Genomic DNA, 24,421 nt, shown 5'->3' on the forward strand with positions numbered 1-24,421 from the left:
GTTTAGATCAACCCTTCTTTTGTCATTGTTTCTTCGATAGCTGCCAAAGCGTCATCAGCGTCTGCACCATCAGTTGAGATAACCACGTCTGCACCTTGACCAACACCAAGGCTCATCACGCCCATGATTGATTTGAGGTTAACTGATTTACCTTTGTAATCCAAAGTGATGTCTGAAGCAAACTTGCTAGCAGTTTGAACAAGCAAGGTCGCTGGACGAGCGTGGATACCTGTTTCTGCAACAATGTGGAAGTCTTTTGAAGCCATAGTTATGGTTCTCCTTTGTTTGATTTTTTGAGTCACCTGATGGTAACCCTTACAAAAACAATTATATCACATTCCTCTCTTTTTTTCAAGACAAAACCTTCTTTTATGGAAAAATTTTGAAATCCCTTCCGATGATTTTCATTTTCTTCTATTAAAAGGCCTTTTTAATTTTTCCAGCTCTGCCATTTTTTACAAAAAACACTATATCTAGTGGCTTACAAAAAAATCGTCCCTATATCTTGTATTTCAATCCATTTTTTGGTATGCTAGTTGGGTACTATATTTTTAGGAGGCCAGCATGGCTAAAATTACCGTATTTACCAAAAACAACTGCATGCCCTGCAAGATGACCAAGAAGTTCCTGACGGAAAACGGGGTCGATTTTGAGGAAATCAATATTGAAGAACAGCCAGACAAGGTGGACTACGTTAAAAGCCTGGGCTTTTCAGCCGCTCCTGTCATCGAGGCAGGCGACGTCGTCTTCTCTGGTTTCCAGCCAGCCAAGCTCAAAGAACTGCTCTAATGCAGCTGGTCTTTTTTTCATTGACCGGCCAAACCCGTCGGTTTTTAACCAAGCTGGACGTGCTTGATCTGGCCATAGAGCTTAAACCAGGCCAATCCTACCAGCTCAACCAAGACTTTGTCCTCATCTGCCCCACCTATGAGAGCGGGGTGGACCATGTGGACCAGTTTATGGACCAGCACAAAACTTTCTGCAAGGGGATTATCGGCATCGGCAACCGTAACTTCGGCCCTGATTTCTGTCACCTGGCCAAAGGCTACGCGGCCAGCTACCAGCTCCCCCTACTTTATACATTAGAATTCAGCGGCACGCCAGACGATGTCGCGACAGTTAAAGGAATATTAACAAATGAGTCTTAAAAATCTCGGCGATGTGTCCTACTTCCGCCTCAACAACGAAATCAACCGCCCAGTCAACGGCCAAATTCCCCTCCACAAGGACAAGGAAGCCCTGAAAGCCTTCTTTGAGGAAAATGTCATTCCCAACACCCTGACCTTTGACAGCACAACTGCCAAAATCAAGTTCCTCTTGGAAAACGACTACTTAGAAGAAGCCTTCATCAAGAAGTACCGTCCAGAATTTATCGAAGAACTGGCTGACCAGTTAAGAGCTGCCAACTTCCAGTTCCAGTCCTTCATGGCAGCCTACAAATTCTACCAGCAGTACGCCCTCAAAACCAACGACGGCGACTTCTACCTGGAAAGCATGGAAGACCGGGTTCTCTACAACGCCCTCTACTTCGCTGACGGCGACGAGGAACTGGCCCGCACCTTGGCTGACGAGATGATTCACCTCCGCTACCAGCCTGCAACGCCATCCTTCCTCAACGCTGGTCGCAGCCGTCGAGGCGAATTGGTGTCCTGCTTCCTGATTCAGGTCACTGACGACATGAATGCCATCGGTCGTTCCATCAACTCAGCTCTGCAATTGTCCCGTATTGGTGGGGGCGTGGGCATCTCCCTCAGCAACCTCCGCGAGGCGGGGGCTCCTATCAAGGGCTACGCAGGTGCTGCCTCTGGGGTCGTGCCTGTTATGAAACTCTTCGAGGACAGCTTCTCCTACTCCAACCAGCTGGGCCAACGCCAAGGGGCTGGTGTGGTTTACCTGGATGTTTTCCACCCCGACATCCTCAACTTCCTTTCGACCAAGAAGGAAAATGCTGACGAGAAAATTCGAGTTAAAACCCTGTCGCTGGGGCTGACTGTCCCAGACAAATTCTACGAGCTGGCGAGAAAAAATGAGGACATGTACCTCTTCAGCCCATACACCATTGAAAAAGAGTACGGGGTGCCATTTAACTACATCAACATCACCGAGAAATACGATGAGCTGGTAGCCAACCCTCGCATCACCAAGACCAAAATCAAGGCCCGTGACTTGGAGACTGAAATTTCAAAACTTCAGCAGGAATCAGGCTACCCTTACATCATCAACGTGGACGTGGCCAACCGGGCCAACCCGATTGACGGTCGGATTGTCATGAGCAACCTCTGTTCAGAGATTTTGCAGATTCAAAAGACCAGCCAAATCAACGACGCTCAGGAATTTGAAGTGCTAGGAACAGACATTTCATGTAACCTGGGCTCAACCAACGTGGTTAACCTCATGACCTCACCTGATTTTGGTAAGTCTGTCCGTGCCATGACCCGAGCCCTGACCTTTGTTACTGACAGTTCAAGCATCGTGGCCGTGCCAACCATTAAAAACGGTAACGACCAGGCCCACACCATCGGTCTGGGAGCCATGGGCCTCCACTCCTACTTCGCCCGCAACCACATGCACTACGGTAGCCCTGAGTCGCTGGAGTTCACCGACATCTACTTCATGCTCCTCAACTACTGGACCTTGGTCGAATCCAATAAGATCGCTCAGGAGCGTGGTACCAGCTTTGTTGGCTTTGAAAATTCCAAGTACGCTGACGGCACTTATTTTGATAAGTATGTGACGGGTAAACACCAGCCATCATCAGACAAGGTCAAGGAGCTCTTTGCTGGCCATTTCATTCCGACTGGGGAAGACTGGGCTACCCTGCGTGATGCCGTTTCTCAGCACGGCCTCTACCACCAAAACCGTCTGGCAGTGGCACCAAACGGCTCTATCAGCTACATCAATGATGTGTCAGCCTCCATTCACCCAATTACTCAAAGAATTGAGGAGCGTCAAGAGAAGAAAATCGGTAAAATCTACTACCCTGCTTCTGGTCTGGCGACTGACACCATCCCTTACTACACGTCTGCCTATGACATGGACATGCGTCAGGTCATTGATGTTTACGCCGCAGCCACCGAGCACGTGGACCAAGGCCTGTCTATGACCCTCTTCCTGCGGAGCGAGATGCCACTTGGCCTCTACGAATGGAAGACCGAGACCAAGCAGACCACCCGTGACCTGTCTATCCTGCGTAACTACGCCTTCAACAAGGGCGTCAAGTCCATCTACTACATCCGCACCTTCACCGATGACGGTGAAGAAGTGGGCAGCAACCAGTGTGAAAGCTGTGTGATTTAACCCGCTACTGCTTATTGGGACTAAAAGTCCCTAATAAGCAGACGGGAAGTCCTAGTAGACCTTCCCTAAGCGTCTTACTAACTTCGAAATTTAGGCATTATCGGCCTAAATTTCTTCGTGTCGTAACCTAAGTAGGTTATCTTAGAACTAAAGTTCCTAGCTAATCACGGCAAGCCCTATTGGGGCTTGCCTAACTCCCTTCCTAACTACAATTTTTAGGCAGGTTGGTCTAAAAATCTCCGTGTCATCAACTAACATGGAGATAAAACCAATAACTGGACGAACAAATTAGCTCCAGAAATGAGGGACAAAAACTTTTCAGATACCCTCCAGGTATCTGAAAGGTTAGAATACCGACCAGATAATGTCTTAAAGTCCAAAAGTCACCTTCGTGGTGACTTTTTCAATTCTCATCTGGGTACCATATATTTTCAAAAACTCCCACAGAAAGACAACTTCTGTGGGAGTTTTTAGGTACAGATTAGGACATTTGCCTATCGATGCACACCTTTTTTAACCAGCTCTTCCAACTCGGTCAAGCGGCGTTCAAAGACAGCAAAGGCGGCGTTGAGGTAGTCAACCTCTTCCATGTCAACGCCAGCTTTCTTGATGACGTTAAGTGGGTAGTCTGAGTTACCAGCCTTGAGGTAGTCTAGGTACTTGTCCTTATCCTCTTGGGTACCGTAAACAATCTTGTCCGCCAAGAAGTTGGCCGCCGCAAAGCCTGTTGCATACTGGTAGACGTAGTAGTTGTAGTAGAAATGCGGAATCCGAGCCCACTCGTATTGGATAAAGTGATTGTCCTCAGCCGATAGACCATAGTAGGTCTCGTTCAACTGGCTGTACAGGTTGTTGAGATAGTCACTGGTCAAGACCTCACCAGCCTGGTCAGCCTTGTGGATGGCATGCTCAAACTCAGCAAACTGGGTCTGACGGAAAATGGTCCCTCGGAAGCCATCCAGGTAGTTATTGAGAATGGCAAAGCGTTGCTTCTCGTCCGTTACTTCATTAAGCAGGGCTTCGGTCAGGATGTTTTCATTGGTGGTTGAAGCAATTTCAGCCAGGAAAATAGAGTAATCCCCGTAAGGATAGGGCTGGGTTTCACGGGTGTACATGGAGTGCATGGAGTGGCCAGCCTCATGGAGCAAGGTGTAGAAATTGTCCAGGGTGTCCTGCCAGTTCAGCAACATGAAGGCATTGGTGTCGTAAGACCCGCCTGAGTAGGCTCCTGAACGCTTGCCCTTGTTGACATGCACATCAATCCAGCGTTCAGTAAAGGATTTCTTGATGCGTGAAGCGTAGTCTTCGCCCAAGATGGCCAGAACTTCCTGACCTTTTTCCAAGGCCTGGTCATAGGTGATGGCCATATCAACCTCTGACAGGGGCACATACATGTCGTACATCTTGAGGTCATCCAAGCCCAAAATCTCCTTACGCAACTGAACGTAGCGATGGAGCAAAGGCAGGTGCTTGTGAACAGCTTCTAGCAGGGTCTCAAAGACAGCTTCTGGAATGAAGTTAGCTGAGAGGGCAGCATGGCGGGCAGAATCATACTTGTGGACCTTGGCATTGAAGTTATGGACCTTGACGTTGGACTGGAGGGTCTTGGCGTAGGTGTGTTGGAACTGCTCATAGGTGCCATACATGGCTTCATAGGCTTCACGACGGACTTCTCGGTCTTGGTTTTCCATCAGGCTAATGTAGTTACCGTGGGTCAGCTCAATCAGCTCACCCTTGCCATCTGGCACATGAGGGAAGGTCAAGTCTGCATTGTCCAAAATAGAGAAGGTCTCCGACGGGCTATTGAAAATCTCCGTGGCCGCCCCCAAGAGCTTCTCTTCAGCTGGCGAGAGGACATGAGCTTTCTTGCTAAGCAAACGCTCAAAGGCATGGCGGTAGAGTTCCAGACCTGGTTCAGCTGCCATAAACGCTTCTAGGGCATCCTCAGACAGGGTCATAAGGGTCGGCTCGTAGGCTGCAAAAGTCGTGTTCAGCTGAGCGTACAAGGACATGGCCTTAGCCTTAAAGCCCTGATAGAGGCTAAAGGCTGTATCCTCATCACTCTTCATGGAAGCATAGACGTAGAGCTTCTCCAAGCGACGCATGAGACCATACATGGTTTCAGTGATCTCCAAGAGACCTGATGCCGATGCTGTCATAACCTCGGTAAATTCTGAGACGGCTTCTAGAGCCTCGGTTAGGCTGGCGAATTCAGCCTCCCAAGCCTCGTCGCTAGGGAAGACAGTTGTCAAATCCCAGGTGTATTTTTCCTCTAAATGGGCACGATTTTCTGACATGGTAGTCACTACTGGGTCTTGAACCCAGTCCTTTCTAGTGTTCTACCTTCCATTATAGCATAAAAAGAAAAAGCCCGCTATATCGTCATTTCTGACAATTCTTCCCGATGTAGCCCCGACCGACCTCTGGACAAGGTCTTTTTTCTTTGCCTACTGTATCTTACTGTATTCTACTGCGTTTTACTGTAACCTACTGCGTTCAGACCACGCAAAAAAGCCCCTGGCACTCGCCAAGGGCTTTTTGAAATACAATGATAGCGGCTGGGCGGCGTATCCAGCATCTCAGGTACTCTTGCGAGTGTGTCAGGAGCCTTTCTGACCTCGTTATCATTCTGCATCTCTATCTTAACACGTCACAATCTATTTGTCAAACGGTTTAATACGACCGTTTTGTTTCATGTGTTCTAGTTTTGAGTCGGTAACATCATACACCGAAGCAACATAAAAATAGTCATGCCTCCTGTCTAGCTTCACAACAACCAAAACATTATCCTCTAAAACCTTAATCACCTCAAAGCTATCGGATTTGACATTCCTATTTTGTCCGACATAGTCGGGGGATTCTAAAATACCCGCAACATCTGGGATATACTTGACCATATTTTGATGACGACTTTTTAACATATGTTTTTCAAGATTCTCTTCATTGACGAGAATATCTGTAACACTCGTCTCAAAGTCAACAATCCCCATAATCTTAGGATTGATTTTCACATTGTATTTCATAATTTTGATTATACCACACCTTTCGTACTAGTGTAACAATATCAGATAAAAAAACCGCCCAGGAAGCCCTGAGCGGTCGGCTGCATTATAATCGCTTAGTATACTTGAGGGCAATCCAGCCCGTACCACTTTTCAGGCGGCCCCATTCGTAACCATCAGCGGTTCTGGTCTCGGTAATCGTGTAGACACCGGGCTTGATAAAGCCTTTGTTTCCGCCTTTAACAGATGGTTGCTTTTGCAGGTAAAGGTCTGTGATGGCCACCTGCACTCGGAAATGCCCAGGAGCTTTTTGAGCTGGGGCAGCCGAACGAGTGGCCACGCCCTGCTTGCCCATCATCTCTTCCACCGTTTTGCCAAGGCTGGCAAAATGCTTCATCCGTTCAATGAAATAGGCCTTGGTGCTGGCAGTCGTGCCACCATGTAGGGCCATGGAACGATGTGGGCAGGTCGTTGGCACGAATTCATGGTGGAGCTTGACGGTATCCGCATTGATTGGCAGGCCGTAGTAGAGCAGGTCCTCCGTGGCCTGCATGAGGGTCACATCCTCATTGGCCAGAAAATCCTTGTCGCTGGCTGACAGGGATTGACAGACCTCGTAACCGATGAAATGGCTGTTGCCTGTTGGGTGGCCTGTGTGCCAAGCAACGTTGTAAGTGTCAATAACTCGTGCGATGCAGTCCCGTGTGATGTAATAGTGGGCAATGCCCAGCTCTTTGTCTCGTGGGCCTAACCAAGCCACATACTGTTCAGCCGTCATGGAACCAGCATCGTTGTGAATCACTACGCCACGAATGGATGGCATCTTGCCAGCGTTCAGTAGATTGGTGTTGATTTTTTTAATCGTCATTCTTCTTCTCCTTTGTTAAAAAAAGTTATCGCTTCTTAGCACCAAAGAAGCTCAGCTCTTCGTCCGTCCAAATGCCCAGCTCCCACATGACCCGAATGGCGTTCCGCTGGTTTTCTTTTGAAACAGGGTCTGTATCTTCGGGATTGAGATAGGCCGCTGAAAAATCATAGGCCTCCCTGTCGTTAACAGGATTCAGGACCACGCAGTCATCTTTCCAATGAACCCAGACCCCACTGTAACCCTTGTAACGGGTGATATAGGGTAGAATGCCTAAGATATTCTGCAAAAGAAAAGCCTTAACGTTCTTCTGTGGCACGGGTTGGGTAAAGTCCATCGGCTGGTTAACCCCATAGACCCCAGGGTTCCTGGGGTTGCTTGGAAATTGCAGACCGCAACCATTGTCAAAGTTAATGGTCCAAATGGGATTGGTTCGCTCCATGTTCAAAGCCAGAGGTCCCCGACGCTTCTTGGTCACATCAGCCTGAACTGCCAAGTCAAGCGGGTTGGTTCGCTGTCCCAGATACCGCATAGGCTAGCCCACCACCACGGCCGTCAGGGTCTCGGTAAAGCTCTCTGCCACCGTCACTTCTGCTGCGGTCTCAGACACCAGACGGACATCTGCCAAGACCTGATGGCCCAGGCTATCGTAGAGGCTGACAGACACGAAGCGACGGCCCAGATTATGGGACACCTCCTGGGTCGCACCCGCCCCGAAGTTCAGCTCCTGAGTATGAACCCGAGCCGTGTTGGCAATCTGTGCCAGAGCTTCCTTGTTCTCCTTGATGGCCTCAGCGATTTCCTGGAAGGTGTTGAGCTCTTCTGGTGCCGCCTCAACCAGCTTGGCCACCTCAGCCTGAGCCAGCTCCTGAGCCTTGGCCTCAAGACCAGCCTGCAAGGTAGGGATGACCCCGCCAGGGGCTTTCAGTTTCTCTTCCAGCACAGGGGCCAGCTCTTGACCCAGGCCTTGCTTGACCTCATCATCCAAAACAGCGGCTTTCAACTCCGAAATCAAGTGGTCCTGAGCTCCATTAACCAGGGCACTGTGAAGTGCCTCTGATACAAAGATCTCCCCATTACGGCCACCAGCTTCGTCGTCCAAAATCCTTGTTAAATCGGAAGAAGTCAGAACCCCAGTCACATGACCCTCGAAAGCCTCCTGATTATCACGAACATAGGCCGCCATAGCCTCTGCTGTCAGCTCGCTAGCCCCTGTCGAAGCCCCCACAGCCTGCCAGCTACCGCCCGCATAGACCTTGACCGCTTTCTCAGCCGTGTCAAAGTAGATTTGCCCTTCCTTAGGACTAGCAGGGGCTACGGCCAAGTTCTGCAAGGCCACGTTAAGCAGCTGGTTACCCTTGAGGTCGATGTTAGTTAAAAATGTTGACATGTTTTTCTCCTTTTAATTCAAAATAGCTGTGCCTGAAAATTCGGCACTAAACGAAACGACGATACGGCTTTCGCCCTCATAGAGGACATCGCCAAAAACCTCATTGCCAGCCGTATCGACAACGGTCACGCTAGGACGCTTCCCCAGCTCGTGGTCAATGGTCCAGACCCTACTGGCCTCAATCTGGCGGTGTTCGTAGGTCTGACGCCTGGCCAGCTCACGGATTTCCGCCATGGGCTCCATGGCGAAAAGCTCAGCCGTCCCATACTTGGTAGCCGACTGGGTCAGCCTCAGCTTGACCTTCTGGTCAGACGGGAAAACATAACCCCCAGCCTTGACCTCTACCCAACACTCCCCCAGAGGGATAGGCTGGTCGATGGTAAAGCTGACACGGTCACCAGCCACCGTCACAGCCGTCTCATAGATGATGCGGAAGTCCTCCCCCTGCACCAGCTGGACCAGAGCCTCCTGACCATCTAGGTCGATGCCTTTTAGGTTCTCATCCACCAGCTGAAAGGCGATGACCGAACTCCTGTCCCCTTGCTTGATTCGGTAGCCACCGTCCACCTGGACCAGGCCTGTTGAGTTTCGGCGGTCTTCTTGTTTCATGGACCCACCTCCTTCTCCTCCTGATAGTGCTTGCTGGAGATACCCAGCACTGTTCCCGCAAAGGTCGTCACCAAGGCCAAGGTTCCAGCTACGGCCGTCACATCAACACGGTAGAGACTGCCAAGGCCAGTAATCAGCGTGATGGTTGCTGGTGCCCAAACCGTGATGGCCCGCTTGGCCACATCGTACTGTTTATTGGTCAGCTTCATGTTAGCCCTCCTTAATCGGCAATTCTTGGTAATCTTCAAACAAGCGGTCAATGTAACCATTGCCACTCAAGGCCTTGTAATTCTGGTACATGCGACTAATCAACTCATACTCCTTGGAATTGGTCTGACCAAGAGTTAGGGCCTGCTTGATGTCCTTATCCAAGTGCCTACGCATCTGGGCTAGATGGCTTTCATCATGAAGGTTGAGCTTGTCTTGGACCTCTCTCAAGGTCATGTTGTTTGCCTCAGCTGTTGCCTGCAAGGCATCCACATTGTTTGTAATGGTTGACAGATTGCCCTTCAACTCGTTGAATTGCTCCTTGCTAAGATTGTTGGCCCGTGAGGCCATGTAGCCAAAGAGACCAGTGGCGATAACACCGATGGTCGGGGCTAAAGCCCCAACCGTTGTTAAAAGCTCGCTTTCTGTCATCCCTACACCTCGATTTCTACACTATGCTCAATTGGCTTAGCCTTGCCCTTCTGGACACGCTTCAAGGCCTCAATTTCCGAAAAGATACGAGCATCGACTTCCTCCTGCCGCTCTTGGTAGTCCTTGAGACCAGCTAGAACCTCTGCCTTAAATTCGGAAATTTCCCTCTTATTTTCTTCTAAAGCTTGCTCATGTTCCGAAAACTTTTCTTTCTCAAAGCGTTGAGGGAAATTATCTTGATAGTGCTTGTCCATAGCCTGCTCATAAAGCTCGCTATTCGGAAGGTCAATCACCTCGGCAGAGAGAAAGACAGGTACACTAGCTCCCTCGTTATTGACTAAAATCACCTTTGTCGCAAAGGCCTTACCAGCCCCATCATACTCCTGAGACTTACTAAAAAATTCAAGCATTAGTTTTTCCTTTCTAATCTAAATTAGCCATGTTAATGTCGTTTTCAGCGTTTCATTTATTGACAAATAGTTCCCAATGGTGCAACTGCCTGTTCTATCTATCGTCACCACCTTTTCGTAAGACAAACTAGAAGAACTGGTATTTTGAGCGATAACAGGGAACTTGCTATCAACACCAGCTATTGGCAGAAGTGTGGTCGGTATCTTTCCGAGAGAGAAATTTGACACATAATTCGTTGCCGTGACATTTATCCTAAGTGCCACCACCGACCCGTCCCGCTTGTAGTGGACACCCGACACGCCAGTCGATGTCCAACCGACCTGGACCAATCCTGGATTGTCGGCTTGGGCATATTCGACCCAGGGTGTCCAGTTTCCTCCGTGTCTGGTTCGGGTAAACATACGGCCTGTATTCTTTTGAATTGCATTCTGAGCAAGAAAGTTGTCGCTTTCGCTATACACAGAAACAAAGAATTGGCTCAGTCCGCTACCAACATTCGGTCCGTTAGATGGCTCGTTGCAGGAAAAGAAGCTATTGGTCAGCTTGGTGTTAAGGTCAACTGTCCGAGAGGCGTTGTAAAGCGACCGACCTGAATGCCCTGTCAACTGCCATTGCTGAATAGGGTTATTATTGGCATAAATATCCCCAACAACATCAAGAGCACCTCGCTCACGAGCTTTATTGATGCCTACACCCGACCTATCGTAGGTCAATGAATAGCGTTCTGTTGGTGCCGCATCTTTAAAAGTAACTGGCCCGTTAAAATTATCTGACAAACTGCCCAGCACTTCAAAAGATGACAGAGAACTAAAGGTCCCAGCTAATGTCGCTTGCGAATTAACCAGCTCCGCCATCGTCGTGCTATCCACATTGGCAGAACTGTTGTTAGCCGAAAAGCTACCGCCATAGGGAGCTGTTTGAAAATCTAACTTCAACCGATTGTTTTGACGACCGTTCCAAGTCAAGGGAGCCACCTTGACCGTCCGAGTGACAACCAGCTGGTCTCGCTGAGTTCCCCCTCGGGCTACTGTAAAGGACAGGATTGGATTGTGGTAAGGCAAAACCGTAACCGTCCTAGTCATCGGCTCGCTAGTTCGACCACGGCTGTCCGTAACCGTTGCACGAATGGTAACCTGGCCATGATAGGCCATCGGACCCAAAGTTCCGCCGTTAGTGGTTGTGGACTGATTTCGCCCAACAATTTCTACCCGAATGGACTGGATACTAGAGCCGTAGATACCATTACCAGAAGCATTTACCCGAATGTTAGACAACCCCTGGGCAAAGGCTGCACTCCCCAGAGCAGCATGGACCTTGGCATTGGTATCTGTCAAGGTTAATGTGGTGATGGTCGGCTTAATATGGGATGGGATTTCGCCAATAAACGGTATCCAGATTGTATGGGTGTATCCATCATTATCTTTCCTCGCCTCTAAGCGAATATACCCTGTGCCACTAAAATTATCTGGAATATCATCCCAAAAATTAGAAGGCAAGGTCCAGGAACTGGATTGGTTTGAAGACCAGTCCATGATGGTACCTTGCTTACCATACCAGTAATAAGAGAGCTTAAAACGGTTGGCTGAAGTTATGCTAACGTTTTTCAAAGTCAGAGACACTTGGCTACCGATAGGGGTCGTAAATTTAGAAATATACGGCGCATATTCGCTGTACTCTGAGATTGTAACCTTACCTTTCCGACCAAATTGCCCCAACCATGGGCCTTGCGTTCGGTCAAAGAAATTGGTTCGAACATCGTACTCCAAGCTAGACACATGCTGGAAATTCGGTCGGTCAAAATAGGCCAGGCCAATAAATTCGTAGCCACGATTTAAAGTGCTGGCTAAATTTTGGTAGCTCGTACCCAAGTCGGATGATACTGGGTAAATTTTCTTGGCCAAAGACACACGTTTAGTCACTCCTTCATGACTAACCTCAAAAAAAGCCTCCCCACCACTACGAAGGTCAATCCGCTTCATCAAACGGACTTCAAAATAGAGGCCAAAGCCCGTTCCCTTGGGCTTGCCGCCATCTTCCCTAAGCCCCATCGCTTTGGGGTAGCACCTAATTTCCGCTAGGTATTCCCTACGGACATCGTCGTAAATATAAAATCGAGCGTCGGAGTCCGCCTTATAGGTTGTTGCCGCACCAGGAGCACGATACTCCGCCTCAATTGGGCGTGTTACTAATGCCATATTACCTCCTTATCCAACATACCTGATGACATTCATGTCAAGATTTGTGTGGTGTTGCTCCATGCGGTAACGACCCACCTGCAAGGTTTTGGTAAAGATACCGTTGTCAATGTGGATGAGCCCCTGACTGATATACATGACCTCTCTACCAGCTGACATCATGCTTATCCTATCCTTGGACACACGCAAGGTCGCAGAGCCGTCAGTCGCCCCAATCATAAGGCCTTCCTCCGACCTAGACATGTAAGTCGTCAGAAACTCCGTCCGTTCTGCAAATTCACCCAAATTCTGCTGGATGGCCACTATTCGCTGAGCAGCCTGGACCAAGGCTTCTTCGTTAGCCTTTGCTTCAGTAGCAGACTTCTCTGCCAAGGCCAGGTACCGTCTGGATAGCTCGTCAACCGTATCCACCGCCGCCTTGGCTTCTAGCTCAGTCTTGACCAGCTCAGTCTGCTCACGGATAATTCTGAGTTGCTCTTCGGTTAAGGTTTTGTCAGCCTTAGAGTTGATTAAATTCTCAACATTACCCACCATATCCACCCACTTATACTTAGTCGGGTCTTGACTATCATCCTGGATAAAATCGGTATAAGTCCCCATATACCGCTTATTTCCTGTCTGGGTCAGACTGAATCCTGTTCGGCCGTCTGCACTTTCGGCGTAAGCAACGTGAAAATAGGGTGTCCTACCGTCTGCTCCTTTAGGACCTGGCACTCCCTGGGCACCGTCAGAACCTTTCCACTTCGTCCAGCGATAGCTAGCTGGATTAGTGCTGTCAGTAGCGTTAAAGTCCTGATACATGCCGATATAGGCCTTGGTCTGGTCAGTCTGACTAAAACCACCACCTGTCGCATTGTCCGCATAAGCAATGTGAGTGTACTGGGTTCGACCGTCCGCACCTCTAGCACCAGCGATACCTTGCTCACCTCGTGGCCCTTGCAGCCCTTGGAGGCCTCGCTCACCTTTCGGGCCTTGAGGTCCACGGTCTCCTTGTTGTCCCTGTGGACCCTGTGGGCCAGCAGCTCCTGTCGCACCACGGTCTCCTTTCGGTCCCTGTGGCCCTTGCGGGCCAGTTGGACCTGTTGCTCCACGAGGACCGGCTACTCCATTTTGACCAGGATCTCCCTTGTCACCTTTAGGACCAGGCGTAAGTGAGATTCTGTTCAATTCTCCTACTGTGGCTAATTTTTCATTGCCAACTTTCAGTTCCGAGGTGTTCATTGTGATAATCCCACGCTCATCGACGGTAAAGACTGGCTTGGTTGAGCCTGGAACAACGATACGATTCGCTTGCACATCAAAAGTTTCGACGAAATTCGCTAAAATTCGCTGAGAGACCAACTGGCGCATCCAGGCTTCGTTGGTCACCGTCAACTCTTCCATCTTGGCTTTTTGGATTTCCGCGACCTTTGTGACCATAGCCGCGGATTCGACATAATCTAACACGGCCGCCTGGCCACTCTTCTGAGCCAATTGCTTAGCTTCTACCATCTCCTTGTCGAAATCAGCCTGTCGCCTGTCAAATTCGCCATCCAGATGCTCAATCTTTTGCTCCAATTGGGCAGCCAACTCCCGCGAAACCTGTTCGATTTTCTTGCCAAAAAAGCCCTTGTACTCGTATTGAGTATCGCTCCCAGACTTGCTATCGGCACTAATCGTCCCAGACAGACCGCCGTTAAAGCTAAAGCTCTGAGACAAGACAGGGACCTTAAACCGCTCTCCTTTATTGGTAACAATAGTCACCCATTGGCCAACCTGGAGCTTCAAATGGCCACGGTATTTAAGATGATAGGGATAGTAAGTGATGTATTTGATGTTGTTGTAGAGCTCACTGAGCATTTGCCTATCCATGAAATCATTCTCAATCTCAAGGCTCTGGCCATTTCTAACACCGACAGACAGGACTTCTTGCCCTTGTTTGCAAGTAATCCCTGCCAGTTGGTACAAGACCTCATTTCGCTCAAGGCCATGCATCAGGTAGCCTGCAGAGGTGATGGTGAGATTCGAATCTGTCAGGCCACGGATTTCCAGCTGACCTTGCCTGTTGAAAAATGCCGAAAAGCCAAGCAGTTGAATAGCTTGGCTTAAAACATCTCGAAAGGTCAGGCTGGCCTTGCTCGGGGCAGTCATAATGCGGTTTCGGATGGCGTAGTAGCCTAGATTGTCAGTCGCTAGGGTTACACCAGTCTTGGTCGCAATCTCTCGAACAACATCACGAATTTGAGCGGGAAATACTAGGTCGGTTTGGTAGGGTTGATTCAGCCGATACATGGCATCTATCAACTCCAGCTTGGTCGTGTTGCTGTTGCGGTCGATGGAGATGGTATTGACATAGAAATGCCCCATGTCAACCCACTCAACCACCCCAGCCACTTCCAACCCAATCTGTGGCCGAACCAAATCCAGCTTGTTGAAACTGTCGATGGCCTCTGCAAACGTGATGGTCGCAGTTCCTGAAACCGTCCCTCCAGGCTTGTAACTGTCGCCAGAAATGTAGCCGTACTTAAAATCGGCCGTCTTGATTTGATAGGCTGGTGCATTTACCAAACGAATGGCCAAACGACGCTCAGGAGCTAGCATTGCTTCGTTAAATCGGTGCATAGCTTACCTCTCAATCAAATTAAATTTAAGACCAGACCAGGGCTTCAGTCGGTCTGTCATAGAGTAAGCCGGCGAGCTTCTGTCGCCGACATAAAACGTCTTGGTTGTTTGACCCAAGATGGGGTCAGGGTAAGAGACCGAAAAGAAAACAGGCGATACCGCATTTAGTATCGCACTGCACTCCTGTTGGGTAAGCAAGCCCCACTCCAGGTCTAGTTTTCGCTTCGTCGTGATACGGTCTCGAACCATGTCCCCATTGGCATTACGACCAGTCTCTCCATCAATGTCCTGGATGCTGACTTGCAAGGATTTCGGAGCCTTGACAGCAACACCGTTAATTCTTAAACTTGTCATTTAATCCTCCTAAATATTGAGTAATAACTGGCCAGCCTCTTCCTGGGCTCGATTTATTTCTCGGATGGCTACACGGCCGAACTCATGACCGGCAATGTTGATGACGATGTCTCCATTTCCAGAGAACCCGCCAGTATTGAAATCCGAGCCACCGATGGCACTCAGTACCGCACCACCAACAACCCGACCCATGGTTTGGAGGAAGCCGGTATTTTCTAGAGGCATAACCACCTCTTTACCTGCTTCACCAATCATAGCAATTGTCGGGCTGTCCACAATACCACCACGAGCTAGTCGTGGCAGATTGACAGGGCTGAAACCGCCAATACTTACACCTGGCAGCAGCTTGTTAATCACGCTAACAGCACTGTTTAAGATGCTAATCCCTCGGTTAATGGTCCCCTCAACCGTGTTAAGCACCCCATTGATGACACTACGAACCGCACCGCCGATGGCCTCACCGACCATGGTTCCGACGTGGGTAAAGGTCGATTTTATTTTGGACCAAATCCCTGAGAAGAACTCAACGATGCCGCTGAAAGCACGTTTCACACCCTCATAGGCTTCGTTAAATTTTCCAGTAAACCAAGAACCCACCTCACCTAAGACAGATTTGACCTTGCCCCACTGTTCACCGAACCAACCTCCTAATTTTTGGAAAATGTTGGTCAAGGCCGTCCAGGCGTCTTGGAATTTGGTGGTAAACCAGGTATTGATTTCAGCCAGTTTCGACTTAGTTTCTGACCACCGCTCGCCAAACCATGATGAAAATGGTTTGAAAATATTGGTCAAAAAGTTCCAAGCTGACTGAAATTTCTCCTGGAACCAGGTTGGAATATTGGCAAGGTTCGAGGTCAATTCAGACCAACGAGATTGGAACCAACTGCCCAGCGATTTGAAAATATTGGTTAGCCCTGTCCAACCCTCTTTGAATTTAGAGGTGAACCAAGAGCCAACCTCGGCTAGCTTGGACTTTGTTTCAGACCAGCGTTCACCGAACCAGGTACCGATGGGACTGAAAATCCTGACGATACCGTCCCAGGCTGTTTGGAAGAGACCAAGAATGACCTGCCAAGCAGTATCAATACCTTGTTTGATTTTCTCCCAGGTGTCATTGAAAAAGGAAACCATGTTGCCCCAAACATCTGAAGCAACTTGCTTGACCGTCTCCCAGTTCGTCACGAGAAGGTAGCCCACTGCAACGAGGGCTGCTATTGCAGCAACAACTAAAGTAATAGGACTGGTCAAAACTGCCAGAGCAGCATTCAGTGCCCAGGTTGCTACGCTGAGGGCTGTTGTCCCTGCCGCCGCCGCCCAGCTGGCAACTGCGTCAGTCGCTTTACCGGCTGTAGACGCCGTCCAAGCGACAGCTTCTTTGCCCTTTTCGAGAATAAGGCGACCAGTATTGACGATAAAATCCTTTGCATACATCGCGTTCAAAGCCATTGTTTCCAATTTGTCCTGAATTTTAGCAATGGTCACAGCGTGTAAAGAAGTTTTAAGATTGTCAAAGGCTGTCTTCATCGACGATAGGGCTCCAGCAGCACCACCAGCTTGTCCCAGCACAGAAAGAAATTCAATTGTCTTCCAAACGCCCACAAAGAGCCCGATAGTTTTAGCTAAATCCGCAAACAGAGGTTTGTTCTCTTCGTAAAGTGTTTTCACACCGGTGCTGAACTTGCTGATAAACGGATTGATATGGTTCGACCAAGCATCAAGTAGTGCCCCAACGATTTCCGAAATGCCCTCGGAAAATGATTTGATGAATGGCGATACGTGCTCATCATAAAACCGACTAAAGGCAACGCCAACATCATTCACAATTTCTTCGACAGTCTCAGCTAGTGGCGCTATTGCCTCGAAAAACCCACTCATAGCCTTCTCTAACTTCGGGGCGTTATCGGTCACGATTGTTTCCAACCCGCCCATTAAATCAGCTCCGAACCGACTACCAATATCAATAATCGTGCTACCTGCACTGAGTAATGCCGAAGTAATGGCACTGCCTATCCTGATTGCACCGGACGACGTCATCACTTCGTAGAAGGTATTAGAGAGTGACTGAGCAATATTACCAGCTGATTGACCGATATTTCCTAAGTTGGTGAACAAGCTTGTCAACGCTTGAATAATTCGCTCTTTCTGTCTATCTAAACCATTGGCGATACTCTCGGCAATAAAAACACCAATGCCTAAGGCTACGGTTGCAACCGAACCTGTAAACTGCCCCAAAGCATACGCCCATTTTTCCAACATGGTGTCGAAGGCAGTTATCACTCTAGGGTCAGTAAAAATTTCACCCAAAACCGTCTTTATGCGGTCTAAGGCTGCCATGAAGCGGTCAATACCATCTGCACGAAAAGCGGCATTAAATCCTTTGCCAAATAAATCAGCTAGTTCTTTTAATTTTGGCAACCAACCATCAAATATGGACTTAAACTGGTTATCCATGTCAGTCAGCTCAACGGTCGGTAGGATGTCGGCAGGTGAGCCAGAGCCCCCCTTGCCACCTTTACCACCGCCTCCGCCACCAGGAGAACCGCCTTTACCGCCACCTCCATCACCATCGTCTTTGTTGACGTTGAGGGTGGTGATTTCGTCAAAGCCAGCCAGGCCCATGAGCTCTTTGACTGCTTTTTTAGCGGATTTGGCCGTGTCATCAAGGTTGTCTGCTGCGCCACCTGTGGCGTCACCCAAACCTTGACCAGCATCTCCTAGGTCTCCAAGAGCGTTACCTGCTCCTTCTGCGGCTTTTTGGACATCTTGGATGCCACCTGCTGCTGACCCAGCTTTACTGGTCGCCTTTTTGTTAAACATCAAGGCGACAAACTCAGCCAGCTTGGCGGTCACGTTTTTCAGGACCATGGCCAGAGAGTTAAGGACGGGCATCATGGCGTTGATGACTGGCAACATGGCGTTACCGACATTCAAGGCCGAATCCTTGAGCAAGGACTTAAAGAGGCTAATCCGACCATTGACCGAGTTGGCCAAGGTGTCACCATACTTGGCCGTTGCCTGCTCCAGGATAGCCATAAGACGGATTTGTTGCTGGGTCTGGAAGTCCAGCTGGTTCCAGGCCTGCCCGTTGGCGAACCGCCTAAAGGCTTCCGTGGATTCAATCATAGCTACATTGACGTTGATGCCAAGGTCTTCTCAATAATGTTATCGCACGGCTTTTTATCCGTACTTCTTACAGTTTCCTGCAAGTTCGGCATACATTTTCACCTCCAGCCGAACTGATGAGGTGCTTACCACTCGTGGGGATGTTTTATTCTATGCTTTTCAGTAAAAACAAAAAGCATAGGTTCAATCCCTATGCTCTACGGTGACTAAGCCCTTTTAATTGCTTAGTTTACCTCGGTATCGTCATATTTTAACTCTCGGATTTCAAGTTAAAACTTAGAGTTCTACCGATTTTGGTAAGTTCTTAATCCGCCTATTTCTAGGCGGTGCGACAAAAGTCTATCGCTTCGGTATTCCCCAACAAACCCGACCGAATCCGCTCCATGACGTCGGTAATGCTCCGCCCTGTCCCTTCAGCCACCACAGCCGAGGTTTGAAGCATTTTAGCCGTATAGGCACTAAGCTTAGAGCTGTCCTTGATAAAGCTGGAAAAGAGGTTGGAATACACCGCCCCGTACTTGACCGCTTCACCCGTGGACATGTTCATGGCGTTAGCGTTACGTTCCGCCCATTTCAAAAATGCTTGCGAGGACTCGCCCATCTGCCGCTTGACCTGGTTCATGGCAGCCGAAACTTCCAGAGCCATCTGGGTCCCGTACATGCCGATGTCCAACAATTTCTTGCCGATATAGGCAAAGACTGCTAGGCTGGCGAACCGCCCTAACATGCTAGCTAGACCGTTCATCTTCCCGCCCATCCGCTTGGTTAGGCCGCTAGTCTGCCTTTCAACCGCATTACTTGCCTGTTTGGTCTTGGCTTCCAGCTCCTTCATCTTCCGCTTGTAGGGCTCAATCCGAGCGTCAATCACGACCTGCAGTTCCTCAAGTGTCATGGCCATGTGCTAATCCCTCCTTTCGTCTTTGGTTAAATCGCTCTGCAAATAACCGCATCCGTTCCCTATGCAGTAAGAGTTCCTGTTCCCGTCTAGCTTGCTCAACCTGCTGGCGCTCGTCCTCGAACAAGGCTGGTGCAAACTCCCAAATATCGGGAACCTTAGCATCCTTACTCAGGACAGCCGACACCTGATGGGCAATCATCTGAGACAGGCGGTATTCGCTGATGACTTTTTCTTTCTGTTTTTGCGTCTGGGTGCGGTTGTAACTAGCAATCACATCCAGCACCTCACCGACTGTGTATTCCCAAAAATCAAAAGGCCCTATGCCCACATCAAGCGACATGGGATAGAGCCTTGCAACAAATTGGGTCGCCGTCTGCAGCTGGGTCTCTACTCGACCGCTGTCAATGTCGGAGCTTCCTTGGTCTCGCTCCGAGGAATAAAACCCGAATCTTCAAAGAGTGGCAGGATAATGTCCGTCAGGAAGGACACCTGACTACCGCCTACATCCACATAGTCGTCAAAGAGGTCGTAGACCGCCTCCAAATTCAAGCCGTGATGGAACTTCTGCAAGGCCCCGTGGGCAATGACCAGCATGACCTTGAGCGGTGGCAGAGGCATGTCCTCACCCGCCTTGGGCATAAAGACCTTGAGCAGGTTCAGACCCAGTTTTTCCTCGACGGCCACTGCCTGGCGAGTGGTCAAACGCAATTTATAATCGGTCTCACCGACTGTCCACCTTGTGTATGGTTTGTTCATGATGCTTATCCTCCAATTGGGTCTGTAAAGGTCAGATCAGACTGCAAGGCAATCTTGAGTGTAAATTCGATGACAGAGTTGACCCCACCACCGCCGACTTTGAGGGCTACTTGCCCCTTAAATTTGACCTTGGTCCCGTCTGGATAGGTCTGCTGGAAAGTTGCGGCAGCTTTTGAGGTTTCTAAGGATTTCAACTTGCGATAAGAGCTGTCTGTCTTGGTGTTATCCCAAGCAAACTTATACTCCAATTCACCAGCATCGCCGATACCCATTTCGTACTGTTTAACAGTATCTGCCAAGGTGGTGTTTTCAACTTTTTCTGGGTCAATACCCAGCTCAGGCACTTCTTTCAGTCCTTTTAAATCGACGAAACTAGTGCCTGCATTGGTCGTATCCAGACCAAGCGTGATTCCATTTGCTAACATTAGTGTTCTCCTGTTCTTCTGTGATAGACCTGCTCCGTGTTGATGTCCACAATGCCCTCGAACCGCATGACCTTGTGCTTCAAGTGACTTGCTTCTGGAACATCGGTGGCATCCATCCGTTTCAGGCCGAGTTTAGCAAAGACCTCATTGATTTTAACAGACAAATCGCTGGTCGAAGCTTTGTCAAAGACGTCAATCATGTAACGGATTTCCGACTTCTGCTCCCTGTCATCGTAGTAATCATAAGGTTTGTTTTGTTCTTCCAAAAAAATGACGACTGGGAAAGTCTCCCAATCGTCAGGGTATGTGTCTGTGACATTTTCGGTCAGTTTGCTCAATTCTTGATAGATGAGCGGTTTAATGTTAATCATTTTGAAGCTTCCTCTCTGATTTTTCGGGCGACATAGTTGCCAATGTTTTTCATTACCCTATCTTCGTTGTTTTTGAGTGCTGGGTACATAAAAGGCTGGGCAGCTTGACCATACATCTTGTAAAATTCACCGTGTTTAACAAAATGATAAGGACCTGGGTCAATCTGCGACTCGTGGACATACCAGGGCGTAGAGCGATAGCTCACACTCACCTCTGGCGAGATACCAGCATGGCTAGCCGCCCCTTTTGGCCCTGTTCCAAATTCCACATAAGGTGCATGTGGAGCGTCGTTGTAGAGGGTGCCCAGGACCGAGGTTGCTTTGAGTTCTACCCTGGTCTTGGTCCGTTGACGAAGCTCGCCTTGGTTGGCAGGTGCTGCCAATTTAGCAGCTGGCTGAACCACATTCTTGAGGGCGTTGTGGACAGCTTTTTCCATATAGGGCAGGCTACGAGCTGATAGATTACCGAACTTACGTGCCAACTTATCAGCATTGATTAGTTTCGGCATGCTTCCAGCTCCAGTAAGACATGGTTGGTATAGACTTTCTTGGAAATGACCTTGTGGGTCACATCCTCGCTATCGATGCAAATCCCGTCACGCTCTGAGATAACAGTTCCCTTGTCCACCAAACAGTTTAGGATATAGGACAGCCTGTTGCCGTAGAGCTCCGCCTGGAGCTTGCCACCAGCTGGCCAGATTTCAGCCCTAATCACCCGCTTTTCAGCTTCATCGTAACCCTCAATGGTTTGCCCTTCAGCCCCCTTGGTCGCCTTGTAAGGCTTCAAGGTGTAAGGTTTTAGCCTATTTCGCTTCAAACGCATGTCCTGCCACCCGTGCCAACCTGTAACGCCTAATGCTGCTCATCAGATGGTCTGACAAGCCATCCTTGTACGTTACCGAAACGCCCCCTTCGCTACGTGATTTCTCCCCCTCGCTCCCCTGACGGTTATAGAGCTCTAGGGCCACTTCCAGCTGGATACGGACCAGCGGCGGGGTTAATTTCTCTCGATTGGTTTCCGTCAAAATGATGTTTTCTGACCGCAACAACAAAGACGAGAGGACATCATCGTCCGTCTCGCCTGTTAATGTCTCTAATTGTTCAATCAGTTCCATGGGACCTCCTACTTAGCAGGAGCTTCCCCTGCCGCTTTCTTGCTTGGTTTGATGATTTCCACGACGTCATCAATTTCAACACCTTGTTCGGCAAGATTGGCTTTGAGCTCGTCATACCGCTCTTGGCTGACCTCGAACACATCACCAACCAAACGGCGGACACCCGTCTGCCAGTCGTTAAAATCTTGTTTGACTTTGATTTTGATCATGATTCAGTTCCTTTCAATTTTTCTAGCAATTCTTCTTTGGATAGCTTCGAGACCCCTTTGAGGCCTCGCTCCTTGGCCAAAACCTTCAACTCATCCAAAGACAGGACGTCAGTAGTCATCGGTTTTACCCGATGGCGACGAAGTAACATGCCCATAGCAACCTCCTTACGCCACCGTGATCTTGACGGCCTTCTTAGCGTCATAGAGGTAGGTGCCGTAGATGGAATCCGCAGAGATAACCGTTGATTTCTTCAAAATATCACGGTCTGTCTCAAGGTTGAGGTCGCGTTTCTTGAGCAATCGCAACGCTCCGACCTTAACCAAGTAGGCTTCGTTGTCCGCCAAACGCTTAGAGCGGACCACTGTGGCACCCAAGACCTTAGCAAAAGCTCCTGTTACCAGGGCATCTGCCCCAAGCTCCGTGTTTAAGGTCAGCTTACGGGCGTCACCAACCAAGGCGATAGCGTTCTTAGGATTGGTAATCAGCACCATGTCGGCCAAGTCTTCGTCATCAAACTTGGCGATGGCTTTTTCCAAATTTGCAACCGTCAAACCACCCGTTGCCGTCTCCGTCAGAGTGGCTGTTTTCAAAGCCGTCAACATGTCCTCATCTTGCTTCTGAGCATGGGCAAGGGCGATTTGTTGGGCAGCAGCCGCAAGGGCATCATCATAGCCTACCTGCAAGGCGTAGTCGGTAATTTCGACTGCCTTACCAATCTGCTTGATTTTCATTTCCTTTTTAGTGGTTGACATTTGGGTGATCTCGATAGTTTCGCCTTCCGTCAAATCCGTAGCGTCGCCAATGTAATCCCAGGCTGGGACGGTCAAAGTGTCCCCAGGCTGGCCCTGCAAAGTTGTGTCAACCGTTGCCAGAGGGACGAAACGAATCTTCTTGTCCAGCTCAGCTTGAACCATATCGGCCAATACTTGAGGGATGATGAGTTGTCTTGATAAAGTTGTTCCTGTTGTCATGTTCTATTCCTTTCTTGTGAGCTTATCGTAGAGCTCACGGTCTTTGTTGAAAAGGTCTGCCCGCTGGGAGACCGTCATCTTGTCAAACTGCTCCTTGGTAACCGCAGACGGTTCACTCGGAGCTTGTTTAATCGGTGCCCCACCCTTCATCTTGTCGGCAACGCCCTTCTGGACTGCCTGTTCCCAAGATTTCTGCAGGGCGTCAATCGAGCTGTGGACACTATCAGCGTCCGTCAGATTGACCACATCAAGTAGCTCGTTTGGTAGGCCACGTTCGCCTAGGATGAGCTTAGCTTCTGCGGTCAATTCCCGCTTGGCAATCTCTGCCTCACGTTCCGCAAGAGCCTGTTCACGCTGTTCCAGCTGATACTTCTGCTTGTCGTCGGCGTTCATCTTGGCCAATTTCTTAGCCTCAGATTCCTTGGCCTCTTGCTCTGCTTTCCACTTAGCAAACTTTTTGTCGATGATAGCATCGACATCTGCGTCCGTGTACTTCTTTTCGTCTTGCGGTTGCTTCTCCACTGGCTCTGCAGGTACCGTAGATTCTTCAACCGTTTCGACTGTTTGTTGTTCTTCTGCCATGATTGGCACCTCCTATGTTTTCAGCCGTCCCCGGCTATTTATTCCGTAGCTTTTAACGCCATCCACGCCTGGGCAAAGAAAAAATCCGTATCGCTACGACTTTTGATTATTTCCGACCAAACCAAGATTTCTTAGAAACCTTGTCAGCAACCTTTTTCTCAAGATAGTCAAATCTTGCATTGGTTGCCTGAGCATTCCGCTCCACAATCGCCCGCAAGTCAGCCAGCTCACGCTTGGCCTCGCATAACTGGAGACCATAGTCGTCGATGACTTCTTGTTGCAGGTCGTTGGCACGTTGCAACTGAGCGACCAATTTTAGCAGATCAAGCCATTCTCGTTTCTTCTTAATCCGTTTGTTCATTTTTTCCTCCTGTGTGAAGTAAAATTAAGTAGTGTGAAGTAATTTTGAGTAGCGTGAAGTAGTTTTGAGTAGCAAAAAAGCACCGCTGGGGTGCTATAATGACATAATTGATTGCCTAATATCAGCAATAATTGCTTGACGCTCTTCCTCTGACACAGCGACAACTTCAATATTTTCGGAGAGTTCAGGTTCGTCTGGTAAAGATAACCAAAATTTCTCTTCTTCTTTAGTCAAAGTATATGTCAT

The 24,421-nt window shown here is 49.1% G+C and carries 30 protein-coding genes and 1 pseudogene; 3 read left to right on the plus strand and 28 right to left on the minus strand.

Annotated elements, in window-relative coordinates:
* Positions 1–2: 2 nt before the first annotated feature.
* Positions 3–266 carry a phosphocarrier protein HPr gene (locus AC3ARB_RS05440; RefSeq protein ID WP_488319585.1) on the minus strand — a complete coding sequence of 88 codons (264 nt, stop codon included), beginning with the start codon at positions 264–266 and terminating at the stop codon, positions 3–5.
* A 298-nt stretch (positions 267–564) separates the two neighbouring features.
* On the opposite strand from AC3ARB_RS05440, the gene nrdH reads away from it, so the two are divergent.
* The 3 genes from nrdH to nrdE are packed head-to-tail and all read left to right on the plus strand — an operon-like array spanning position 565 to position 3,297.
* Positions 565–789: a glutaredoxin-like protein NrdH gene (gene nrdH / locus AC3ARB_RS05445; protein ID WP_488319586.1), complete on the plus strand. Its 225-nt coding sequence runs from the start codon at positions 565–567 to the stop codon at positions 787–789.
* Complete coding sequence (nrdI, locus tag AC3ARB_RS05450; protein WP_488319587.1) at positions 789–1,148, plus strand: class Ib ribonucleoside-diphosphate reductase assembly flavoprotein NrdI; 360 nt, start codon at positions 789–791, stop codon at positions 1,146–1,148. Before nrdH ends, nrdI begins: the two co-directional genes overlap by 1 nt.
* Positions 1,138–3,297 (plus strand): class 1b ribonucleoside-diphosphate reductase subunit alpha, encoded by a 2,160-nt coding sequence (nrdE, locus tag AC3ARB_RS05455; protein ID WP_488319588.1) that lies wholly within the window; start codon positions 1,138–1,140, stop codon positions 3,295–3,297. Before nrdI ends, nrdE begins: the two co-directional genes overlap by 11 nt.
* Positions 3,298–3,791: 494 nt before the next feature.
* On the opposite strand, the gene pepF is transcribed toward nrdE, so the two are convergent.
* From pepF to AC3ARB_RS05590, 27 genes and pseudogenes are all read right to left on the minus strand, one after another.
* The gene (pepF, locus tag AC3ARB_RS05460) at positions 3,792–5,594 is read right to left on the minus strand and encodes an oligoendopeptidase F (protein ID WP_488319589.1); all 1,803 of its coding nucleotides are present in this window, start codon (positions 5,592–5,594) and stop codon (positions 3,792–3,794) included.
* Positions 5,595–5,954: 360 nt separating this feature from the next.
* Positions 5,955–6,308 (minus strand): PBECR3 domain-containing polyvalent protein, encoded by a 354-nt coding sequence (locus tag AC3ARB_RS05465; protein ID WP_488319590.1) that lies wholly within the window; start codon positions 6,306–6,308, stop codon positions 5,955–5,957.
* A 97-nt stretch (positions 6,309–6,405) separates the two neighbouring features.
* The gene (locus AC3ARB_RS05470; protein ID WP_488319591.1) at positions 6,406–7,167 is read right to left on the minus strand and encodes a peptidoglycan recognition protein family protein; all 762 of its coding nucleotides are present in this window, start codon (positions 7,165–7,167) and stop codon (positions 6,406–6,408) included.
* A gap of 25 nt (positions 7,168–7,192) precedes the next feature.
* The gene (locus tag AC3ARB_RS05475; protein WP_488319592.1) at positions 7,193–7,696 is read right to left on the minus strand and encodes a hypothetical protein; all 504 of its coding nucleotides are present in this window, start codon (positions 7,694–7,696) and stop codon (positions 7,193–7,195) included.
* Positions 7,697–7,699: 3 nt separating this feature from the next.
* Positions 7,700–8,554 (minus strand): hypothetical protein, encoded by an 855-nt coding sequence (locus AC3ARB_RS05480; RefSeq protein ID WP_488319593.1) that lies wholly within the window; start codon positions 8,552–8,554, stop codon positions 7,700–7,702.
* A gap of 12 nt (positions 8,555–8,566) precedes the next feature.
* Positions 8,567–9,163, minus strand: a complete 597-nt coding sequence (locus tag AC3ARB_RS05485) for a hypothetical protein (RefSeq protein WP_488319594.1) — start codon at positions 9,161–9,163, stop codon at positions 8,567–8,569.
* Positions 9,160–9,372 carry a phage holin gene (locus tag AC3ARB_RS05490; RefSeq protein WP_488319595.1) on the minus strand — a complete coding sequence of 71 codons (213 nt, stop codon included), beginning with the start codon at positions 9,370–9,372 and terminating at the stop codon, positions 9,160–9,162. Before AC3ARB_RS05490 ends, AC3ARB_RS05485 begins: the two co-directional genes overlap by 4 nt.
* 1 nt (position 9,373) lies before the next feature.
* On the minus strand, positions 9,374–9,802 hold the full coding sequence (locus tag AC3ARB_RS05495) for a hypothetical protein (RefSeq protein ID WP_488319596.1): 429 nt from the start codon (positions 9,800–9,802) through the stop codon (positions 9,374–9,376).
* Between the two features lie 2 nt (positions 9,803–9,804).
* Positions 9,805–10,212: a DUF1366 domain-containing protein gene (locus AC3ARB_RS05500; RefSeq protein ID WP_488319597.1), complete on the minus strand. Its 408-nt coding sequence runs from the start codon at positions 10,210–10,212 to the stop codon at positions 9,805–9,807.
* 18 nt (positions 10,213–10,230) lie between these two features.
* Entirely contained in the window at positions 10,231–12,408 is a 2,178-nt protein-coding gene (locus AC3ARB_RS05505) for a DUF859 family phage minor structural protein (protein ID WP_488319598.1), read from the minus strand.
* A gap of 9 nt (positions 12,409–12,417) precedes the next feature.
* On the minus strand, positions 12,418–15,009 hold the full coding sequence (locus AC3ARB_RS05510) for a hypothetical protein (protein ID WP_488319599.1): 2,592 nt from the start codon (positions 15,007–15,009) through the stop codon (positions 12,418–12,420).
* 3 nt (positions 15,010–15,012) lie between these two features.
* The gene (locus AC3ARB_RS05515; protein WP_488319600.1) at positions 15,013–15,363 is read right to left on the minus strand and encodes a DUF6711 family protein; all 351 of its coding nucleotides are present in this window, start codon (positions 15,361–15,363) and stop codon (positions 15,013–15,015) included.
* 9 nt (positions 15,364–15,372) lie between these two features.
* A complete protein-coding gene (locus tag AC3ARB_RS05520; protein WP_488319601.1) occupies positions 15,373–18,486 on the minus strand; it encodes a phage tail protein in 3,114 nt (1,037 codons plus the stop codon).
* A gap of 337 nt (positions 18,487–18,823) precedes the next feature.
* Positions 18,824–19,384, minus strand: a pseudogene (locus AC3ARB_RS05525) (hypothetical protein); the annotation flags it as partial.
* The gene (locus AC3ARB_RS05530) at positions 19,368–19,724 is read right to left on the minus strand and encodes a hypothetical protein (RefSeq protein ID WP_488319602.1); all 357 of its coding nucleotides are present in this window, start codon (positions 19,722–19,724) and stop codon (positions 19,368–19,370) included. The pseudogene AC3ARB_RS05525 and the gene AC3ARB_RS05530, both read right to left, overlap by 17 nt.
* A gap of 47 nt (positions 19,725–19,771) precedes the next feature.
* Positions 19,772–20,140, minus strand: coding sequence for a DUF6096 family protein (locus AC3ARB_RS05535; RefSeq protein WP_488319603.1), 369 nt, complete (start codon positions 20,138–20,140; stop codon positions 19,772–19,774).
* Positions 20,141–20,145: 5 nt separating this feature from the next.
* A complete protein-coding gene (locus AC3ARB_RS05540; RefSeq protein ID WP_488319604.1) occupies positions 20,146–20,565 on the minus strand; it encodes a phage tail tube protein in 420 nt (139 codons plus the stop codon).
* Entirely contained in the window at positions 20,565–20,936 is a 372-nt protein-coding gene (locus AC3ARB_RS05545; protein ID WP_488319605.1) for a hypothetical protein, read from the minus strand. The genes AC3ARB_RS05540 and AC3ARB_RS05545 overlap by 1 nt, the downstream gene beginning before the upstream one ends.
* Entirely contained in the window at positions 20,933–21,445 is a 513-nt protein-coding gene (locus AC3ARB_RS05550; protein WP_488319606.1) for an HK97-gp10 family putative phage morphogenesis protein, read from the minus strand. The genes AC3ARB_RS05545 and AC3ARB_RS05550 overlap by 4 nt, the downstream gene beginning before the upstream one ends.
* Positions 21,433–21,759: a hypothetical protein gene (locus AC3ARB_RS05555; RefSeq protein WP_488319607.1), complete on the minus strand. Its 327-nt coding sequence runs from the start codon at positions 21,757–21,759 to the stop codon at positions 21,433–21,435. Before AC3ARB_RS05555 ends, AC3ARB_RS05550 begins: the two co-directional genes overlap by 13 nt.
* A complete protein-coding gene (locus tag AC3ARB_RS05560) occupies positions 21,740–22,051 on the minus strand; it encodes a phage head-tail connector protein (RefSeq protein ID WP_488319608.1) in 312 nt (103 codons plus the stop codon). The genes AC3ARB_RS05555 and AC3ARB_RS05560 overlap by 20 nt, the downstream gene beginning before the upstream one ends.
* Positions 22,052–22,059: 8 nt before the next feature.
* Positions 22,060–22,260 (minus strand): hypothetical protein, encoded by a 201-nt coding sequence (locus AC3ARB_RS05565; protein ID WP_488319609.1) that lies wholly within the window; start codon positions 22,258–22,260, stop codon positions 22,060–22,062.
* Positions 22,257–22,415, minus strand: coding sequence for a Rho termination factor N-terminal domain-containing protein (locus tag AC3ARB_RS05570; RefSeq protein ID WP_488319610.1), 159 nt, complete (start codon positions 22,413–22,415; stop codon positions 22,257–22,259). The genes AC3ARB_RS05565 and AC3ARB_RS05570 overlap by 4 nt, the downstream gene beginning before the upstream one ends.
* A gap of 10 nt (positions 22,416–22,425) precedes the next feature.
* Positions 22,426–23,232, minus strand: coding sequence for a N4-gp56 family major capsid protein (locus AC3ARB_RS05575; RefSeq protein ID WP_488319611.1), 807 nt, complete (start codon positions 23,230–23,232; stop codon positions 22,426–22,428).
* A 3-nt stretch (positions 23,233–23,235) separates the two neighbouring features.
* Positions 23,236–23,814: a DUF4355 domain-containing protein gene (locus AC3ARB_RS05580; protein WP_488319612.1), complete on the minus strand. Its 579-nt coding sequence runs from the start codon at positions 23,812–23,814 to the stop codon at positions 23,236–23,238.
* Between the two features lie 106 nt (positions 23,815–23,920).
* Complete coding sequence (locus AC3ARB_RS05585; protein WP_488319613.1) at positions 23,921–24,175, minus strand: hypothetical protein; 255 nt, start codon at positions 24,173–24,175, stop codon at positions 23,921–23,923.
* 93 nt (positions 24,176–24,268) lie between these two features.
* Entirely contained in the window at positions 24,269–24,421 is a 153-nt protein-coding gene (locus AC3ARB_RS05590) for a hypothetical protein (protein ID WP_488319614.1), read from the minus strand.

The sequence above is a fragment of the Streptococcus sp. ZY171113 genome, assembly GCF_057748235.1.

Coding starts and splice junctions, on each gene's coding strand:
- AC3ARB_RS05590 (WP_488319614.1), bottom strand. CDS start 24,421: ATGACATATACTTTGACTAAAGAAGAAGAGAAATTTTGGTTATCTTTA.
- AC3ARB_RS05440 (WP_488319585.1), bottom strand. CDS start 266: ATGGCTTCAAAAGACTTCCACATTGTTGCAGAAACAGGTATCCACGCT.
- AC3ARB_RS05570 (WP_488319610.1), bottom strand. CDS start 22,415: ATGGGCATGTTACTTCGTCGCCATCGGGTAAAACCGATGACTACTGAC.
- pepF (WP_488319589.1), bottom strand. CDS start 5,594: ATGTCAGAAAATCGTGCCCATTTAGAGGAAAAATACACCTGGGATTTG.
- AC3ARB_RS05560 (WP_488319608.1), bottom strand. CDS start 22,051: ATGGAACTGATTGAACAATTAGAGACATTAACAGGCGAGACGGACGAT.
- AC3ARB_RS05480 (WP_488319593.1), bottom strand. CDS start 8,554: ATGTCAACATTTTTAACTAACATCGACCTCAAGGGTAACCAGCTGCTT.
- AC3ARB_RS05515 (WP_488319600.1), bottom strand. CDS start 15,363: ATGACAAGTTTAAGAATTAACGGTGTTGCTGTCAAGGCTCCGAAATCC.
- AC3ARB_RS05470 (WP_488319591.1), bottom strand. CDS start 7,167: ATGACGATTAAAAAAATCAACACCAATCTACTGAACGCTGGCAAGATG.
- AC3ARB_RS05580 (WP_488319612.1), bottom strand. CDS start 23,814: ATGGCAGAAGAACAACAAACAGTCGAAACGGTTGAAGAATCTACGGTA.
- AC3ARB_RS05510 (WP_488319599.1), bottom strand. CDS start 15,009: ATGCACCGATTTAACGAAGCAATGCTAGCTCCTGAGCGTCGTTTGGCC.
- AC3ARB_RS05565 (WP_488319609.1), bottom strand. CDS start 22,260: ATGATCAAAATCAAAGTCAAACAAGATTTTAACGACTGGCAGACGGGT.
- AC3ARB_RS05530 (WP_488319602.1), bottom strand. CDS start 19,724: ATGTCGCTTGATGTGGGCATAGGGCCTTTTGATTTTTGGGAATACACA.
- nrdH (WP_488319586.1), top strand. CDS start 565: ATGGCTAAAATTACCGTATTTACCAAAAACAACTGCATGCCCTGCAAG.
- AC3ARB_RS05505 (WP_488319598.1), bottom strand. CDS start 12,408: ATGGCATTAGTAACACGCCCAATTGAGGCGGAGTATCGTGCTCCTGGT.
- AC3ARB_RS05490 (WP_488319595.1), bottom strand. CDS start 9,372: ATGAAGCTGACCAATAAACAGTACGATGTGGCCAAGCGGGCCATCACG.
- AC3ARB_RS05520 (WP_488319601.1), bottom strand. CDS start 18,486: ATGATTGAATCCACGGAAGCCTTTAGGCGGTTCGCCAACGGGCAGGCC.
- nrdI (WP_488319587.1), top strand. CDS start 789: ATGCAGCTGGTCTTTTTTTCATTGACCGGCCAAACCCGTCGGTTTTTA.
- AC3ARB_RS05475 (WP_488319592.1), bottom strand. CDS start 7,696: ATGCGGTATCTGGGACAGCGAACCAACCCGCTTGACTTGGCAGTTCAG.
- AC3ARB_RS05545 (WP_488319605.1), bottom strand. CDS start 20,936: ATGATTAACATTAAACCGCTCATCTATCAAGAATTGAGCAAACTGACC.
- AC3ARB_RS05550 (WP_488319606.1), bottom strand. CDS start 21,445: ATGCCGAAACTAATCAATGCTGATAAGTTGGCACGTAAGTTCGGTAAT.
- AC3ARB_RS05485 (WP_488319594.1), bottom strand. CDS start 9,163: ATGAAACAAGAAGACCGCCGAAACTCAACAGGCCTGGTCCAGGTGGAC.
- AC3ARB_RS05585 (WP_488319613.1), bottom strand. CDS start 24,175: ATGAACAAACGGATTAAGAAGAAACGAGAATGGCTTGATCTGCTAAAA.
- nrdE (WP_488319588.1), top strand. CDS start 1,138: ATGAGTCTTAAAAATCTCGGCGATGTGTCCTACTTCCGCCTCAACAAC.
- AC3ARB_RS05540 (WP_488319604.1), bottom strand. CDS start 20,565: ATGTTAGCAAATGGAATCACGCTTGGTCTGGATACGACCAATGCAGGC.
- AC3ARB_RS05495 (WP_488319596.1), bottom strand. CDS start 9,802: ATGACAGAAAGCGAGCTTTTAACAACGGTTGGGGCTTTAGCCCCGACC.
- AC3ARB_RS05575 (WP_488319611.1), bottom strand. CDS start 23,232: ATGACAACAGGAACAACTTTATCAAGACAACTCATCATCCCTCAAGTA.
- AC3ARB_RS05535 (WP_488319603.1), bottom strand. CDS start 20,140: ATGAACAAACCATACACAAGGTGGACAGTCGGTGAGACCGATTATAAA.
- AC3ARB_RS05500 (WP_488319597.1), bottom strand. CDS start 10,212: ATGCTTGAATTTTTTAGTAAGTCTCAGGAGTATGATGGGGCTGGTAAG.
- AC3ARB_RS05555 (WP_488319607.1), bottom strand. CDS start 21,759: ATGCGTTTGAAGCGAAATAGGCTAAAACCTTACACCTTGAAGCCTTAC.